The organism is Frigoribacterium sp. CFBP 8759 (assembly GCF_014841655.1).
Classification (GTDB): domain Bacteria; phylum Actinomycetota; class Actinomycetes; order Actinomycetales; family Microbacteriaceae; genus Frigoribacterium.
Genome location: NZ_JACYUH010000001.1, coordinates 755,134 through 770,042, shown reverse-complemented (window position 1 = coordinate 770,042; position 14,909 = coordinate 755,134). Strand labels below are relative to the sequence as shown.

Below are 14,909 nucleotides of genomic sequence, written 5' to 3'. Positions count from 1 at the left end.
CCCTGAGCTCGACGACGACCTGGTCCAGGAAGTCGTCGACCTCGTCCTGGTCGTAGCCTTCCCTGAACCTCGTCGGTCGGAACCGGGCGGCCACGACGTCGACGTCCGCCAGGAGGCCGACGGTGGTCCCTTGCTCGTAGGCCGCGAGGGTGGCCCGGATGCGCTCGAGGAACGGGTCAACGTCCTCCATCGCGTAGCCGTCGCGGAAGCGGGTCGGGGTGAATCTCTTCTCGGTCACGTCTCGTGCGAGCACGTCGCTCCTCGGGGTCGGGTGTCGACAGGTCTGTCCTGATCTTTCCACGCCCGTGGTCGCCCGGACGTCCGGAGGTGGGACGATGAGCCCATGCCCGTCGTCGAGTCCCGGTGTGTCGTTCCTGTCGACCTCCACGTCGCCTTCGCGGTGTCGCAGACCCAGGGGGAGGCGCGCAGGCGATGGGACCCGTTCATCCGGCGGCAGTACCTCGTCGGCGGTGCGCCCCGGGCCGCCAAGGGGGTCCGGACGTTCACCGTGCAGCGTTTCGGGTTCCGGATGGAGAGCGAGTACGTCTCGTACAACCCACCGACGAACGTCGGCATGAAGATGACGAAGGGGTCGTGGTTCTTCGCGCGCATGGGCGGGGGATGGCGGTTCAGCGAGGTCGACGGCGACCCGAGCTCGACCGAGGCCGTCTGGCGCTACAACTTCTCGTGCAAGCCGGCGTGGCTGGCGCCCGTGGCCGAGCGCATCGGCGCCGTCCTCCTCCAGCGCGACATCGACCGACGCATCCGCGGTTTCGCCCGGGGCTGCGTCGATCCGTTCGTCCTGGCCCACCTCGACCCCGATCTCGGCGGCGCCGGTGACCCGGCCCGCACCGTGCCTCCGGCCCTTCCATAGGTCCTGCTCACCGTCGGCCCCAGGGGGCTTCCGGGCACCTCACCACCCCGGTGGCTCGGCAGGTTCGCCTCAGGTCTCGGAGGGGCCGAACGTCGACGCCGGGTCGGGCTCGTGCGCGTGCCGGAGGACTTGGCGTAGGCGTCCTACCAGCTCGTCGGCCACCAGGCGTTCGTCGTGTCCGTCCTCGACCCTGGCGGTCCCGAAGTCGTCGGGCCGCTGGGCGTCCGGCCGGTGGGTCGCACCGAGATCGACGTCGATGGTGCCCTTCGCCACCTCTTGGAGGGTGTTCAGCACGGCCTCGAGCTGGTCGAGGGGAACGGCGAACCACGGATCTCGGTTCTCGTCGCCCCCGGCATCGTCCTCGAGCGCCCAGGCGGTCCACGCGATGCGTCGCGCGCCGACGGCAGTGGTGCGCGGCGGGCCGGGCCGGGGGGCCGGCCCGTCGCGGGCGGCGCGGGCGGCCCGACGCGACCAGGCGAGTGCGTCCTGCGCATCGAAGCCGATCTCCCTGGCCGGGTAGGGGTCGCCGGAGTCCTCGGCGTCCGCCTGCAGCGCGGCCGACATCAGCAAGAGGTCCTGGGTGGAGAACGCCACGACGATCTGCCTCTTCGTACCGATCGGGCCTTCGCCTCGGTCGTCGATGAGCAACAGCTCGAGGGTCTCGTCGGCATCGACGCGACGGAGTGCGGGGACGACCCGGTCGTCCCAGACGTGGTGGCGCCAGGGGGCGGAGGAGAACTCATCCAGGTCCGGAGGGATCGGAGGCTGCCGCCGCTGGAACGGCCACCAGCCCGGGGAACTCGGACGGGTCGGGAGGGTCGGGGCACCAGAAGGCGGCCCCTCACGCTCGGCGATGACGAGGAGGAACAGCCACAGGGCGACCAGGAAGAGCCCGAACGCCGCCAACCCCACGGTCAGGTAGGCGGACGGCCACCGGGCCGAGATCGGCCCTCCGAGCCAGAACGCGAGCAGCGACAGCCCCAGCAGGACGCCGCCCGCGACGAGTTGCCGTCGTCGGCGCTGTCTCCCCATGCGCCGACCCTAGCGGCAGGCCGAGCCCGTCGGCGGTTCACCCCTGGTGGCAGTCCGTGCCCACGCGACCCACACCGCACCTCCAGCCCGTCCATAGCCTCCGCCCACCGACCGGCCCTACCGTTCGGAGGATGCTCAGCCCCGCCCGTGTCCTCGTGATCGACGACGACGAGACCATCCGCACCGCCGTCGTCACCGCGCTGGGCGCCGAGGGCTTCGCCGTGCACGGTCTCGCGGACGGCTCCGACCTGTCCGAACAGCTGAAGGCATTCGTGCCCGACCTCGTCGTGCTCGACTGGATGCTCCCCGGGGCGAGCGGCATCCGGCTCGCGGGCACGATCCGCACCTCGTCCGACGCGGCGGTCGTCATGCTGACCGCCCGCGACGAGGTCGACGACCGGCTGCGCGGCTTCTCCGAGGGCGTCGACGACTACGTGGTCAAGCCCTTCGCCGTCGCCGAACTGATCGCGCGCGTCACGGCCGTCCTCCGCCGCCGCGGCCGCATCCCGTCGGTGATCCAGATCGGCGACCTCGTCGTCGACCCCGAGGCGGCCCGCATCACGCGGGGCGGCGAACCGCTCGACCTCACCGCGACCGAGTTCCGCCTGCTCGGCTTCCTCGCCGAGAGCCGCGGACGCACCGTCTCGAAGACCCAGATCCTCACCCAGGTCTGGGGCTACGACGACTACGACCCCAACCTCGTCGAGGTGCACCTCAGTGCCCTGCGCCGCAAGATGGAGACCCGGGGCCCCCGCCTCATCCACACCGTCCGCGGCCTCGGCTACCGGATGAGCGCGTGAAGCGCGCCCGCCGTCCCGCCGCGCTCACGACGGGACACCACCCCCGAGGAGGCGCGGTGCCGGCCCCCGAGACCGCCACCCCCGGGCTGCGTACCGGCTCGTTGCGCGTCCGCACGGTCGTCGCCGTGCTGCTGCTGCTGGCCGTCCTGCTGGCGGCGCTCGCCGTGACGGTCGAGCTCACGCTCGGCCAGCGACTCCGCGCCCAGGTCGTCGACCGGCTGTCGGACCGCGCCGCGGCCGCCGCGGCCCTGGTCGGCACGGTGGACGGCGACGAGCTCGCCGACCGGCTCTCGGCCCAGGGGCTCTCGGTCGTCATCCGCGACGTCGACGGCGACGCCATCGTCGCCGGCCCGAGCCCCGACCAGCTGCGCGAGGGCCCGCCCTCGCTCGGCGACGGCCCCGGACGCGGCGGCCCGGCCTCGGGGCTCGACGACGGACCAGGAGGCGCGGGCGCCGGCAGCCCGGACGGCACCGGCACCGGTACCGATGAGGCCGGCACCGACTCCCCGGGCGGCACCGACGCCGGGGACGCGACCGGCACCTCCTCGTCCGACGCGGTCACGGTCACCTCGTCCGAGGTGCGGAGCGACGACGAGGTGACCACCCTCGTCTCGCAGCTCAGCGACGGGTCGACGATCACCCTGACCACGGACTCGCGGTCGGTGGGCGAGACCCTGGTGCAGCTGCGCTGGGTGATGATCGGCGCCTCCGCGGCGTTCCTGCTGATCGCGGCGGTCGGCCTCGCCCTCGTGGTGCGGGCCACCCTGCGGCCGCTCGACCGGATGACCGGCGTCGCCCGGTCGATCGCACACGGCGACCGGGGACGACGCCTGCGGCCGGCCCGACGCGACACCGAGATCGGCCGGGTCGCCGTCGCCTTCGACGAGATGCTCGACGGCGTCGAAGGGGCCGAGCGGGCCGCGCTCGACGCCGAGACGCGGGTGCGCGCGTTCGTGTCGGACGCCGCCCACGAGCTGCGCACCCCCGTCGCCGGGATGCGCGCCGCGGCCGACACCCTCGTGCGGTCGCCCGGCACGGCCGACGAACGCGAGCGGCTGGCGACGCACGTGGTGCGCGAGGCCGAGCGCGCCTCCCGGTTGATCGACGACATGCTGCTGATGGCCCGCGTCGACCAAGGCATCTCGCTGGACGTCGCACCCGTCGACCTCGGGGCGTCGCTGCTCGCCGACGTCGAGCGTCAGCGGCTGCGACGGCCGTCGCTCGACCTGCGCGTCCTGCTGCCCGACGGCCCGGTCGTGGTGGCGGCCGACGCGGGTCGGGTCTCGCAGATCGTCGGCAACCTGGTCGACAACGCCGCTCGGGCGACGGGGGGCTCGGGGCGGGTGACGATCTGGCTCGACGCGTCGCGTACCGACGAGGTCGCGGTGCTCGTGTCCGACGACGGCCCGGGCGTGCCCGAGCGCGACCGCGAGCGGGTGTTCGACCGGCTGGTGCGGCTGGACGAGGCCCGACGGTCCGGGGACGGAGGCGCGGGCCTGGGGCTGCCCATCGCCCGCGGTCTGGCGCGCGCCCACGGCGGCGACCTGGTCTGCGAGCCGCCCGGGGTCGGCCGGCCCGGCGCGGTGTTCCGGCTGACGCTGCCCGTCGCCGTGCGTGCGGTGCGGGCCGGAGCGGAGGCGGCTGCGGCTGCGGCGGCTGGCGCCCCGACGGCCGCGCCCGCGCCCGCGCTGCGTCGCACCNCCGGCGGCCCGGCCCGGTGGCCCGGCCCGGCCCGGCCCGGTGGCCCGGCCCGGCCCGGCCCGGTGGCCCGGCCCGGCCCGACCCGGTGGTCCGGCCCGGCCCGGGGCCGAGGTCGCACCACGCCCGTGTCGTGGAACCACGCCCCCGGGTGGTTCGAGGACGCGACGGTGGTGCGACGTCGAGCTGGCGGTGCGGCGTCCAGCTGGCGGTGCGTCGGCGGGTCGGTGGCCGGGCCCGGGGCCGAGGTCGCACCACGCCCGTGTCGTGGAACCACGCCCCCGGGTGGTTCGACGACGCGACGGTGGTGCGACGTTCCGCTGGCGGTGCGACGGTGGCCCGGTGGCCCGGCCCGGCCCGGCCCGGGGCCGAGGTCGCACCACGCCCGTGTCGTGGAACCACGCCCCCGGGTGGTTCGACGACGCGACGGTGGTGCGACGTCGACCCGAAGCTCCAACGGGCCGGGGCCGGGGGCCGGGCCGGGGTCGGGACCCGAGCCCGGGCTAGAGCGCGACGAGCCGCTCGTAGGTGTCGTCGACCCAGGGGTCGACCGTGCGCCGGGAGGCGTCGGCGTCGTGCCACGCGACGATCTGGCGGGCTCCCTCGGCGAAGGGGACCCGCGCCTCCCACCCGGGCACCAGCGCGCGGATCTTCGACGTGTCGAACACGGCGGGGTGGCTGCGGTCGCCGCAGAGGTCGGCCGTCCACTCGGGCACCTCGTCGGTCAGGACCTGCGTCGTGCGGTGGACGACGTGCAGCGACGCCCCCGCGGCGTCGGCGAGGTCGCGCGCGATCATGTTCCAGGTGAGCAGCTCGGGCGACATGATGTGGAACGCCTCGCCCAGGGCGCCGGGGTGCCCGAGCAATCCGACGAACGCGCGGGCGAAGTCGCTCGAGTGGGTCAGCGCCCAGAGCGAGGTGCCGTCGCCGTGCAGCACGACCGCGTCCCCGCGGCGCATGCGCTCGATCGGGGTCCAGCCGCCGAGCAACGGCACGTGCGTCTCGTCGTAGGTGTGCGACGGACGGACCACGGTCGCCTGCACCCGCCCCGCGAGGTGCTCGTCGCGCAGCAGGCGCTCGCAGGCGATCTTGTCGCGCGAGTACGACCACCACGGGTTGAAGAGCGGCGTCGCCTCGGTGATCGGCAGCGTCACCGGGGGCTTCTGGTAGGCCGACGCCGAACCGATGAAGACGTACTGGTCGGTGAGCGGGGCCACCACGCGCAGCATCGAGGCGAGCTGGTCGGGCGTGAAGGTCAGGAAGTCGGCCACCGAGTCGAAGCGACGCCCGTCCAGGGCGGCGACCAGCGCCTCCTCGTCCCGGACGTCGGCGACGAGCTGCTCGACGCCCGCGGGCACGGGCCGGATCGTGGTGCTGCCGCGGTTGAGCACGGTCACGGCCAGACCGTCGCGCAGGGCCTGCCGCACCACCGAGGCGCTGATCTGCCCGGTGCCGCCGATCACGAGGAGGGACGTCGATGTCATCGCTCCACTGTGCACCCCCGCGCCCGGTGGCGGTCGCCGACGTGGGCAGGAGTCGGGCAGGAGGCGCGGGTCGGGACCCTGGGGAGGAGGCGCGGGTCGGGACCCCGGGACGGGCCTCGTCGGCGGTGCGCCGCGGTGTGGCGGTCGGCCGCGGCCTCAGGCCTGGTCGAGGGCGTGACGGGCGGCGCGGACCAGGTCGTGGTCGGTCTCGAACCACGAGTCGGTCGACGCCTCGGTGCCGAGCGACACGGTCGTCCCCGACCGGGACGAGGAGGCGCGCCCGGCCCGCGCCCGCTTCGCCGAGAGGTGGACGGCGTCGACCCCCGCGGCCACGAGCGCCGGGACGTCGCCGAGCTGCACGCCGCCCCCGGCCATCACCTGCACGTCGCCCGCGACCTCGACGAGGCGCGGCAGCACCCCCGACGCCAGACCCGCCCCGACCGTGGAGGAGCCACCCGACGTCAGCACGCGTGTGACGCCCAGCCCCGCCAGGGCCGTCACCGCCGCGACCGGGTCCGCCGCACGGTCCACGGCCCGGTGGACGGTGATCTCCAGTGGGCGCGGCTCCAGCGGGCGCGGCTCGAGGGGTGAGGCCCCCGGAACCCGCGCGGACCTCACGCCGCGCGGAGGGGTCTCGGCGACGTCCTGCGGTCCGGCGACCCGGTGCGGAGGTGCGGCGGCGTCGAGCGCGGCCTCGACGAACCAGCGGAGGGCGTCGACGTCCAGCGAGCCGTCCTCGCGCAGCGCGCCCACGACGACGCCGGCCACGCCCGAGCGCACCAGCGCCCGGATCTCGCGCACCATCACGTCGAGCTCGTCCGCGTCGTACGCGAAGCCGCCGGGCCGGCACCGCACCAGCGCGTGCACGGGAACGCCCGTCGCGACGGTCGCCTCGACCAGCCCCTGCGACGGGGTGACGCCGCCGAGCTCGAGGGCGCTGCACAGTTCGACGCGGTCGGCTCCGCCGTCGCGCGCCGTGACGGCTCCGGCGGCGCTCGTCACCGCGATCTCGAGCGCGGGCCGCCGGCGGGCGGACGTGTCGGCGGATGAGGAGGCGCGGGTCGCGTCGTTCGTCATGTCACGACCCTAGGCGAGCGGCTCGACGGGCCCATGCCGGGCCGGGCATGGGGCGGGGTGCATGATGGCGGGATGTCCGACGCACCCGCATCCGCACCCGCCGAGGCCCCGGCCACCGCCGCCTACCGGGCGGCCCGCGACCACCTGCTGGGGCTCGGGCACGACCTCGACCGGGCGAGCGACGAGTTCCGCTGGCCGGACGTCGGCGACCGCTTCAACTGGGCGACCGACTGGTTCGACGTGGTCGCCGACGGCAACGACCGCACGGCGCTCTGGATCGTCGAGGAGGACGGCTCCGAGCAGCGGGTGTCGTTCGACGCCATGCGTCGGCGCAGCGACCAGGTCGCCGCGTGGCTGCACGACCTCGGCGTCGCCAAGGGCGACCACGTCATGCTCATGCTCGGCAACCAGGTCGAGCTGTGGGAGGCCATGCTCGCGGTGATGAAGGTGGGCGCGGTCATCCTGCCGACGTCGACCGTGCTCGGCAGCGCCGACCTCGCCGACCGCATCGACCGCGGGCTCGTCCGGCACGTGATCGCCAACGCGGCCGACGCCCCGGCGTTCGCGGGGGTCGACGGGGTCGAGGCCGTCACGCGGATCGCGGTCGTCTCCGAGGGCGACGCAGTCCCCGCGGGCTGGACGTCCTTCGGGGACTCGCACCGCGCCTCCTGGGACCGCCCCGACGTCGCCACCGCGACGGAGGACGCCTGCCTCGTCTACTTCACGTCGGGCACGACGAGCAAGCCGAAGATGGTCGTGCACTCGCACGCCTCGTACCCCGTCGGGCACCTGACCACGACGTACTGGCTGGGCGTGCAGCCGGGCGACGTGCACATGACGATCTCGTCGCCGGGCTGGGGCAAGCACGCCTGGAGCTGCTTCTTCGCGCCGTGGACCGCCGAGGCCACCGTCTTCGTCTACAACTACGGGCGCTTCCGCCCGGCCGAGCTCCGCGACCAGCTCGAGCGCGCCCGGGTGACCTCGTTCTGTGCGCCGCCGACCGTGTGGCGGATGCTGATCCAGTCGTCCCTGGGTTCGCGACCGAGCGCCCTGCGCGAGGCGCTCTCGGCCGGCGAACCGCTCAACCCCGAGGTGATCGGGCGCGTGCAGCAGGGCTGGGGCCTGGACATCCGCGACGGGTACGGGCAGACCGAGACGACCGCCATCGTCGCGAACGCGCCCGGCGGCACGATCAAGGCCGGCTCGATGGGGCGCGCCCTGCCCGGCGTCGAGGTCGTGCTGGTCGACCCCGTCACGGGTGTCGTCGGTGACGAGGGCGAGGTCTGCCTCGACCTCACCACGCGGCCCGTCAACCTGATGACCGGCTACCTCGGCGACGCCGCCCGCACCGAGTCGTCGATGCGCGACGGGCTGTTTCACACCGGCGACGTGGCGGTGCGCGACGCCGACGGCATGATCACCTTCGTCGGCCGCACCGACGACGTCTTCAAGTCGTCGGACTACAAGGTCTCGCCGTTCGAGGTCGAGAGCATGCTGATCGAGCACCCGGCCGTCGCCGAGTCCGCGGTCGTGCCGGCACCCGACGACACCCGGCTGAATATCGTCAAGGCGTACGTGACCCTGGCCGAGGGGTGGGCGCCCGACGCCGAGACCGCTCGGGCCGTCCTGGCTCACGCCCGGGTGTCGTTGCCCGCCTACGAGCGGGTCCGGCGGGTCGAGTTCGCCGAGCTGCCGAAGACGATCTCGGGCAAGATCCGACGCGTCGAGCTGCGTGACCGCGAGGAGGCGCTGGCCCGGTCGGGCGAGCGGGCCGCGGCCGAGTGGCGCGACGCGGACTTCCCCGACCTGAAGGGATAGGGCCGCTCGGCGAGCCCGACGCCCCACGGCTCCGACTCACGGCACCGCGTGTCGTGCACGACACCGCAACTCGTCGCAATGCCTTGCACGAAACGCGGTGCGGTGTCGGGCGGAGCGAGGCGAGGCGGGGTGGGGCGGGGCCGGCTGCCGGGGATCAGCCGGTGCGCAGTTCGCGGCCGGCGGCCCAGACCCGGGCGACCGTCCAGTCGTCGTGCCACGCGACGGCGTCGGCGGCGTGCCCGGGGGCCAGGCGCCCGAGCGACGGTCGGGCCCCGGCGGCCTGCGCCGTGCCCGGCGCCGTGCCCAGCCCAGCGCCCTGCGCCGGGTCCTGCGCCGTGCGCTCGACGCCGGCCTGCGCTCCGGACATGTCCGCTCGCCGGCCCCCGGCGTCGAGGCCGAGCACGCGGGCCGGCACGAGCGTCAGTGCCGCGACGGCGTCGACGGCGGCGAGCCCGGTCTGCAGCACCGCGATGCGCAGGGCGGCGTCCTGCGTCAGGGTCGAGCCCGCGATGGTCGACGTGCCCGTGAGCACGGCGACGCCGTGCTCGACCGTCACCGCGAGCTCGCCGATGCGGTAGTCGCCGTCGGCGGCTCCGGCCGCGGCCATCGCGTCGGTGATGAGGGCGACCCGCCGGGGCGCCGAGCGCAGCACGAGGTCCGCCACGGCCGGGTGCACGTGCACGCCGTCGAGGATCAGCTCGATCGTCACGCGTTCGTCGCCGACCGCCGCGACGAGCGGCCCCGGGTCGCGGTGGTGGATGCCGGCCATGGCGTTGAACGCGTGGGTCACGAGGCTCGCGCCGCGGTCGAACGCCGCGCGGGCGAGGTCGAAGTCGGCCCCGGTGTGCCCGACGGCGGCGACCACGCCCGAGCTGACGAGCCGGTCGATCGCGTCGAGCCCGCCGGGCAGCTCGGGGGCGAGGGTGACCTGACGGACGATGCCGTCGCCGGCCTCGAGCAGGCTCTCGACCGTGGCGGCGTCGGGTTCGAGCAGGAAGTGCGGGGCGTGGGCTCCCCGCCGGTCGGGCGCCAGGAACGGTCCTTCGAGGTGTGCCCCGAGCACCAGCGGATCACGGCGCATCAGGTCACCGATCAGTCCGAGCGACCGGGACAGCACCGGCACCGGGTTCGCGACGAGGCTGACCAGCGAGCGCGTCGTACCGTGCCGGCGGTGCAGCGCGAGTCCGGCGTCGAGGTCGTCCGGTCCGCCGTCGAAGGCGTGCCCGCCGCCGCCGTGCGTGTGCAGGTCGATCAGCCCCGGGGTGAGCGTGGCGCCCGCGAGGTCGACCGTGACGTCCGCGGGGGGCGGCACCGCGCCTCCTGCGGTCGGGTCGTCGGGTGCACCCGACGCCGCCGAGGAGGCGCGGGTCGCATCGACCCCGTGCCTCGCCCCGGCCGCCGCGCGCGACCCCGGCACCGTGGCGCCGGTGGCGACGATCACGTCGCCGTCGACGAGCATCCAGAAGCCCTCGACCACGCCGTCGGCGTCGACCTTGCGGGCGTCGGAGAACAGGGTGGTCGTCACCGGCGGGCCCCCCGGCCGTTCTCGCGACGGAAGGCCAGGACGCCCGTGACGCCGGCCAGGACGGCGAACGCCACGGCGACGACCGGGTAGCCGAGCATGGCCCAGGCGGCGACCACGGCACCCATGATCGCGATCTCGACCAGGGCCTTGCCGACGGCGTCGGTCGGGATCGGGGCGCGTGGCGAACGGAACAGGCCCCACACGACGATCGCGAAGAGCGGCGCGCCGATCATGAACGCCAGCGACGGGAACGGGAACGGCCAGGCGAGGTAGCCCCAGAAGCCGAGGCTCAGGAAGGCGAGGATCAGCGTGACGAACCGCACCACGTCGAGGGGGCCGACCGGGCCGCCGCGGGCCGGGACGGGGGAGGGGGCGGGATCGGTCGGGGTCACGCGTCCAGCGTACGGCCGGTGTGCCCGGGCGGGGCTAGCGGAAGACGATGGTGCGGGCGCCGTCGAGCAGCACGCGGTCCTCCGCGAACCAGCGGACGGCCTGGGTCAGCGTGCGGCTCTCTTCGTCCTGGCCGATCGCCATCAGCTCGGGGGCGCTGCGGGTGTGGTCGACGCGGACCACGTTCTGCTCGATGATCGGCCCCTCGTCGAGGTCGCTCGTGACGAAGTGCGCCGTCGCGCCGATCAGCTTCACGCCGCGGGCGTGCGCCTGGCGGTAGGGGTTCGCCCCCTTGAACCCGGGCAGGAACGAGTGGTGGATGTTGATCGCCCGCCCCTCGAGCGCGGCGCAGAGCTCGGGGCTGAGGATCTGCATGTAGCGGGCGAGCACGACGAGCTCGACGTCGTAGCGGTCGACGACCTGCAGCACGCGGGCCTCGAAGGCGGCCTTCGACTCGGCGTCGGTGACCGGGTGGTGCTCGAAGCGCTTGCCGTAGAACTCGGCGAGGCCCGACAGGTCGTCGTGGTTCGCCAGGATCAACGGCACCTCGATCGGCAGCTGTCCCGCCCGCTGCCGGAACAGCAGGTCGTTCACGCAGTGCGCCGCCTTGCTCGCGAGCACGAGCGTGCGGGTCGGGCGACCGACGACGTCGAGCTTCGCCTGCACGTCGTAGTGCGCGAGCACGGGCGCCAGTGCCGCCTCGAACGCGTCGCGCTCGCCGGGGGCCTCGACCTGCAGGCGCATGAAGAACGTGCCGGTGTCGTGGCTCGAGAACTGCGCCGACTCGGTGATGTTGCCGCCCGCCTGCACGACGGCACCGCTGATCGCGTGGACGATGCCGGGTCGGTCCTGGCAGACGAGCGTCAGCGTCCAGTGCGTCGTCGGGGCGGCCGGGGCAGCGGCCCGAGCGGCGTCGGCCGTCGCGGCGTCGGGGGCGGAGGAGGCGCGGGTGGCGTCGGTCACGTCGGTCACCCGCCCAGGGTAGTGCGGCCGAACCCGGTCAGGCGGCGGCGATGAGCAGCGTGACGAGCGCGACGAGCGGGAGGAACCCCTGCGTGACCGCGGCGCGGGTCTTCGTGCGGTCCGAGAGCAGCAGGACGAGCGCGGCGGCGAGCATCGACCCCGTGCCCGCGACGAGCAGGGCGTTGCCCGAGGGGGATGCCTCGAAGGCGCTGCCCGCGCCTCCTGCCCCTCCGGCGGCGATCAGCACGACGCCCACGATCGTGACGATCGCGAGGAACAGGTTGTAGAAGCCCTGGTTGTAGGCGAGCGGCTTCGTGTGCTCGGCCTGGACGTCGTCGGTGATGCCGAAGGTCGCGCGGACGCGGGGGGTGGTCCAGAGGAAGGACTCCATCACGAAGATGTAGAGGTGCAGCAGGGCGGCGAGCGAGGCCGCGACGAGCGAGACGATGAGCATGCCCCGACCCTAGGGCCGGGCGGTCCACGCGAGGGTGGCGGCTGCGGCGGGTCAGTAGCATCGTGGGGGCGCAGCGGGCGCACACGGGCATCGGCACCGGCGAGGACGAGGAGGCGCGGCGTGGCAGAGCGGGTCACCATCGTGGAGGTCGCGGCCCGGGCCGGCGTCGCGATCAGTTCGGTCAGCAGCGCCCTCAACGGTCGCCCCGGCGTCTCGGAGCAGACCCGCGCGCGCATCCGCCAGGCCGCCGACGACCTCGGCTTCGTGCCGAGCGTCCGGGGCCGCAGCCTGAGCGCCAAGCGGGCGTTCACCGTCGGGCTCGTCGTGCACCGCGACCCGTTCGTGCTCGAGTCCGACCCGTTCTTCGGCAGCTTCATCGGCGGGCTCGAGTCGGTGCTCGACCCGCGCGGGTACGCGCTCATCCTGCAGATGGGGTCGGCGGCGGACGAACCGCTCGACCGCTATCGCCGGCTCGCGGCCGGACGTCGGGTCGACGGCGTCGTCCTGAACGAGCTGACGGTGGACGACCCGCGCGTCGAGCTGGTCCGCGAGCTCGACCTGCCCGCCGTCGGGGTCAACCCGGCCGGGGACTTCCCCCTGCCCGCCGTGCGGCAGGACGACTCGGCCGGCATCGGCGAGCTCGTCGAGCACCTCGTGTCGCTCGGTCACCGGCGGTTCGCCCACGTCGCCGGGCCCGGGCGCTTCGTCCACTCGCGGCGTCGCGGGGCCGCCTGGCGGGACGCCGTCGTCGGAGCCGGGCACGAGCCCGGGGCGGTCGTCGAGGCCGACTTCACCTACGACGGGGGAGCCCGGGCCGCCGCTCGCCTCTTCGGCCCGGACGCACCGGTCGACGACCGCCCCACCGCCGTCTTCTGCGCCAACGACCTGGCCGCCATCGGGTTCATGACCGAGCTCGACCGGCTCGGGGTCCGCGTGCCCGACGACGTCAGCGTGGCCGGGTTCGACGGCATCGAGCTCGGGTCGTACGTGCGCCCCGGGCTGACCACGCTGACGACGGCTCCGCGGCTGATCGGGGCCGAGGCGGCGCGCCTCCTGCTCTCGGCCGTCGAGGGCGAGACCGTCACCGACGCCGCGATCGAGCCCGCCCGGCTGCTGGTCCGCGCGTCGACGGGCCCTGCCGCCCGCTGACCCCGCGGCGCCCCGCGCCGCCCTGCGCTGCGTCAGAGTTCGCTCGGCGCCCGGGCGTCGAGGGCGCACCACGCTCGCGTCGTCGAACCACGCTCCGAGGTGGTTCGACGACGCGAGCGTGGTCCCCCCTGCGGCGAGAGCCCGGTGGGTGCCCGTCGGGCATCAGGTCAGGAGGCGCGGGTCGGGAGATCGCGCCGGAAGGGGTTCCGGCGCGGCGGCGGACGTGCTAGCTTCTCGATCTACCGAAACGTTTCGGTAGACGAGTGAGACCGCACACGACGAAGTGGGTGCCCCGATGACGACCGCCAGTGACACGACGAGCACCGAGACGAGCGCCGACACCGGGCCCGACACGACGCGCGTCGACACCGGGCCCGACGCCACGAGCACCGACACGACGCGCGCCGACACCGGGCCCGACGCCACGAGCACCGACACGACGCGCGCCGGCACCGGGTCCGACGCCGACGCGGCCCGCGCCGCCTCGAAGCCGTACCTCGTCCCGCTGACCCGGGAGCGCCTCCGGACGGTCCTCGACGAGGCACTCGTCCACCGCAACGAGCTCACCGGCGCCCTCTCGCAGCTGACCTTCTCGAGCCCCGCCGCCTACGACTCGGCCCGCCCCGACTGGGCGGTCGGGCCCTTCACCGCCGACCCGGCGTTCACCTTCACGCTGGACGGCCAGTGGCCCGACCCCGACGGACTCGGCTGGACGAGCGAGTCGCTCTACAACCCCAGCCTGATCGAGCACGACGGCACTCTGCACCTCTTCTACCGGGCCTCGCCCCGCAAGGAGAGCCTCGGCAGCCGCATCGGCCACGCCACCCTCGCCCTCACCCCCGACGGCGAACCCGCACCCGGCGCCGCCTGGGTCGACGACCCGGCCAACCCGGTCGTCCGTCCCACCCTCGACGACGAACTGTTCGGCACCGAGGACCCCAAGGTCTACCGCGCCGAGGGCCGCTTCTGGCTGTTCTACAACGGCGTCTTCCCGATCACCGAGGAGGCGCGGGTCGCGCACCCGAGCCCCGGGTACCCCGTCCAGGCGGTCGGCATCGACCTGCTGGTCGCCGTCAGCGACGACCTCGTCACCTGGCAGAAGCTCGGCCCGATCGCCGACCACGAGCAGACGCGGCTCTGGGCCAAGGGCGCCGTGATCCCGCGCGACGAGCACGGGAACGCCGTCCGCCTCGGCGGCAGCGGCAGCGGCGGCGGCGGCCGTGACGACGGGGACTACCTCATGTTCGTCAGCGAGGGCTTCGACGGCGTGCTGCACGTCGGCCGCTCGGACGACCTGCGCCACTGGACCTTCGAGCCCGTGCCGTACCTCGACCTGTCGGGCGTCGGCGGCCACCTGCACGAGGTCGCCGCCGCGATCGTCACGGGCGACGGCCGACTCGTGCTGGACGTCTTCCACGACGTCGGCGGGGTCTTCGCGGCGAGCCAGGCGCTCTACGACGTCGGGCGTCCGGTCGACCAGCTCGCCCTCACGTCCGGCGGGTCGCTCAGCTGGGGCGGCCTGCAGCAGATCGGCGGCCGCTGGACCTTCGCCCAGGGCTGGGACGCCCCCGCCGGCCACCGCGACCTGTACTTCTACCGCACCGACCCGCACGCCCCCGTGCCTCAGACCACCCCCTAGCCACAC

12 protein-coding genes and 3 pseudogenes are annotated in these 14,909 nt (G+C 74.5%); 6 read left to right on the top strand and 9 right to left on the bottom strand.

Annotated features, from left to right (window positions below; all coding sequences use genetic code 11):
• Position 1: 1 nt before the first annotated feature.
• Together IFT79_RS16155 and IFT79_RS16820 are read right to left on the bottom strand one after the other, a co-directional pair.
• A pseudogene (locus IFT79_RS16155) lies at positions 2-112 on the bottom strand (DivIVA domain-containing protein); the annotation flags it as partial.
• A 45-nt stretch (positions 113-157) separates the two neighbouring features.
• A pseudogene (locus IFT79_RS16820) lies at positions 158-238 on the bottom strand (DivIVA domain-containing protein); the annotation flags it as partial.
• Positions 239-343: 105 nt separating this feature from the next.
• Between IFT79_RS16820 and IFT79_RS03605 the strand changes: the two are divergent.
• The gene (locus IFT79_RS03605) at positions 344-874 is read left to right on the top strand and encodes an SRPBCC family protein (RefSeq protein ID WP_192122923.1); all 531 of its coding nucleotides are present in this window, start codon (positions 344-346) and stop codon (positions 872-874) included.
• 69 nt (positions 875-943) lie between these two features.
• Here IFT79_RS03605 and IFT79_RS03600 read toward each other — a convergent pair whose 3' ends face one another.
• Entirely contained in the window at positions 944-1,906 is a 963-nt protein-coding gene (locus tag IFT79_RS03600) for a hypothetical protein (RefSeq protein ID WP_192122922.1), read from the bottom strand.
• Between the two features lie 131 nt (positions 1,907-2,037).
• On the opposite strand from IFT79_RS03600, the gene IFT79_RS03595 reads away from it, so the two are divergent.
• Together IFT79_RS03595 and IFT79_RS16145 are read left to right on the top strand one after the other, a co-directional pair.
• Entirely contained in the window at positions 2,038-2,706 is a 669-nt protein-coding gene (locus IFT79_RS03595; RefSeq protein ID WP_192122921.1) for a response regulator transcription factor, read from the top strand.
• 695 nt (positions 2,707-3,401) lie between these two features.
• Positions 3,402-4,406 (top strand): annotated as a pseudogene (locus IFT79_RS16145) (HAMP domain-containing sensor histidine kinase); the annotation flags it as partial.
• A gap of 501 nt (positions 4,407-4,907) precedes the next feature.
• Here IFT79_RS16145 and IFT79_RS03585 read toward each other — a convergent pair.
• Entirely contained in the window at positions 4,908-5,888 is a 981-nt protein-coding gene (locus IFT79_RS03585; RefSeq protein WP_192122920.1) for an NAD-dependent epimerase/dehydratase family protein, read from the bottom strand.
• Between the two features lie 156 nt (positions 5,889-6,044).
• Positions 6,045-6,965: a copper homeostasis protein CutC gene (locus IFT79_RS03580; RefSeq protein WP_192122919.1), complete on the bottom strand. Its 921-nt coding sequence runs from the start codon at positions 6,963-6,965 to the stop codon at positions 6,045-6,047.
• Between the two features lie 72 nt (positions 6,966-7,037).
• Between IFT79_RS03580 and IFT79_RS03575 the strand changes: the two genes are divergently transcribed.
• Complete coding sequence (locus IFT79_RS03575; RefSeq protein ID WP_192122918.1) at positions 7,038-8,783, top strand: AMP-binding protein; 1,746 nt, start codon at positions 7,038-7,040, stop codon at positions 8,781-8,783.
• A gap of 154 nt (positions 8,784-8,937) precedes the next feature.
• Here IFT79_RS03575 and IFT79_RS03570 read toward each other — a convergent pair whose 3' ends face one another.
• The 4 genes from IFT79_RS03570 to IFT79_RS03555 all read right to left on the bottom strand — a co-directional run bounded on the left by IFT79_RS03570 (position 8,938) and on the right by IFT79_RS03555 (position 12,115).
• Complete coding sequence (locus IFT79_RS03570; RefSeq protein WP_342211756.1) at positions 8,938-10,308, bottom strand: N-acetylglucosamine-6-phosphate deacetylase; 1,371 nt, start codon at positions 10,306-10,308, stop codon at positions 8,938-8,940.
• A complete protein-coding gene (locus IFT79_RS03565; RefSeq protein WP_056043326.1) occupies positions 10,305-10,700 on the bottom strand; it encodes a YrdB family protein in 396 nt (131 codons plus the stop codon). Before IFT79_RS03565 ends, IFT79_RS03570 begins: the two co-directional genes overlap by 4 nt.
• Positions 10,701-10,734: 34 nt before the next feature.
• Positions 10,735-11,565 carry a formyltetrahydrofolate deformylase gene (purU, locus tag IFT79_RS03560; protein WP_199859471.1) on the bottom strand — a complete coding sequence of 277 codons (831 nt, stop codon included), beginning with the start codon at positions 11,563-11,565 and terminating at the stop codon, positions 10,735-10,737.
• 133 nt (positions 11,566-11,698) lie between these two features.
• Entirely contained in the window at positions 11,699-12,115 is a 417-nt protein-coding gene (locus IFT79_RS03555; RefSeq protein ID WP_159827864.1) for a DUF1304 domain-containing protein, read from the bottom strand.
• Between the two features lie 120 nt (positions 12,116-12,235).
• Here IFT79_RS03555 and IFT79_RS03550 point away from each other — a divergent pair, with 120 nt between their 5' ends.
• Both IFT79_RS03550 and IFT79_RS03545 read left to right on the top strand, forming a co-directional pair.
• Complete coding sequence (locus IFT79_RS03550; protein ID WP_192122917.1) at positions 12,236-13,264, top strand: substrate-binding domain-containing protein; 1,029 nt, start codon at positions 12,236-12,238, stop codon at positions 13,262-13,264.
• 295 nt (positions 13,265-13,559) lie between these two features.
• Positions 13,560-14,903, top strand: coding sequence for a hypothetical protein (locus IFT79_RS03545; protein WP_199859380.1), 1,344 nt, complete (start codon positions 13,560-13,562; stop codon positions 14,901-14,903).
• Positions 14,904-14,909 lie beyond the last annotated feature (6 nt).

What these genes read in the sequence shown, in the direction of transcription:
- IFT79_RS03595 (WP_192122921.1), top strand. Translation starts at nt 2,038, where the DNA reads ATGCTCAGCCCCGCCCGTGTCCTCGTGATCGACGACGACGAGACCATC.
- IFT79_RS03600 (WP_192122922.1), bottom strand. Translation starts at nt 1,906, where the DNA reads ATGGGGAGACAGCGCCGACGACGGCAACTCGTCGCGGGCGGCGTCCTG.
- IFT79_RS03580 (WP_192122919.1), bottom strand. Translation starts at nt 6,965, where the DNA reads ATGACGAACGACGCGACCCGCGCCTCCTCATCCGCCGACACGTCCGCC.
- IFT79_RS03545 (WP_199859380.1), top strand. Translation starts at nt 13,560, where the DNA reads ATGACGACCGCCAGTGACACGACGAGCACCGAGACGAGCGCCGACACC.
- IFT79_RS03605 (WP_192122923.1), top strand. Translation starts at nt 344, where the DNA reads ATGCCCGTCGTCGAGTCCCGGTGTGTCGTTCCTGTCGACCTCCACGTC.
- IFT79_RS03575 (WP_192122918.1), top strand. Translation starts at nt 7,038, where the DNA reads ATGTCCGACGCACCCGCATCCGCACCCGCCGAGGCCCCGGCCACCGCC.
- IFT79_RS03555 (WP_159827864.1), bottom strand. Translation starts at nt 12,115, where the DNA reads ATGCTCATCGTCTCGCTCGTCGCGGCCTCGCTCGCCGCCCTGCTGCAC.
- IFT79_RS03585 (WP_192122920.1), bottom strand. Translation starts at nt 5,888, where the DNA reads ATGACATCGACGTCCCTCCTCGTGATCGGCGGCACCGGGCAGATCAGC.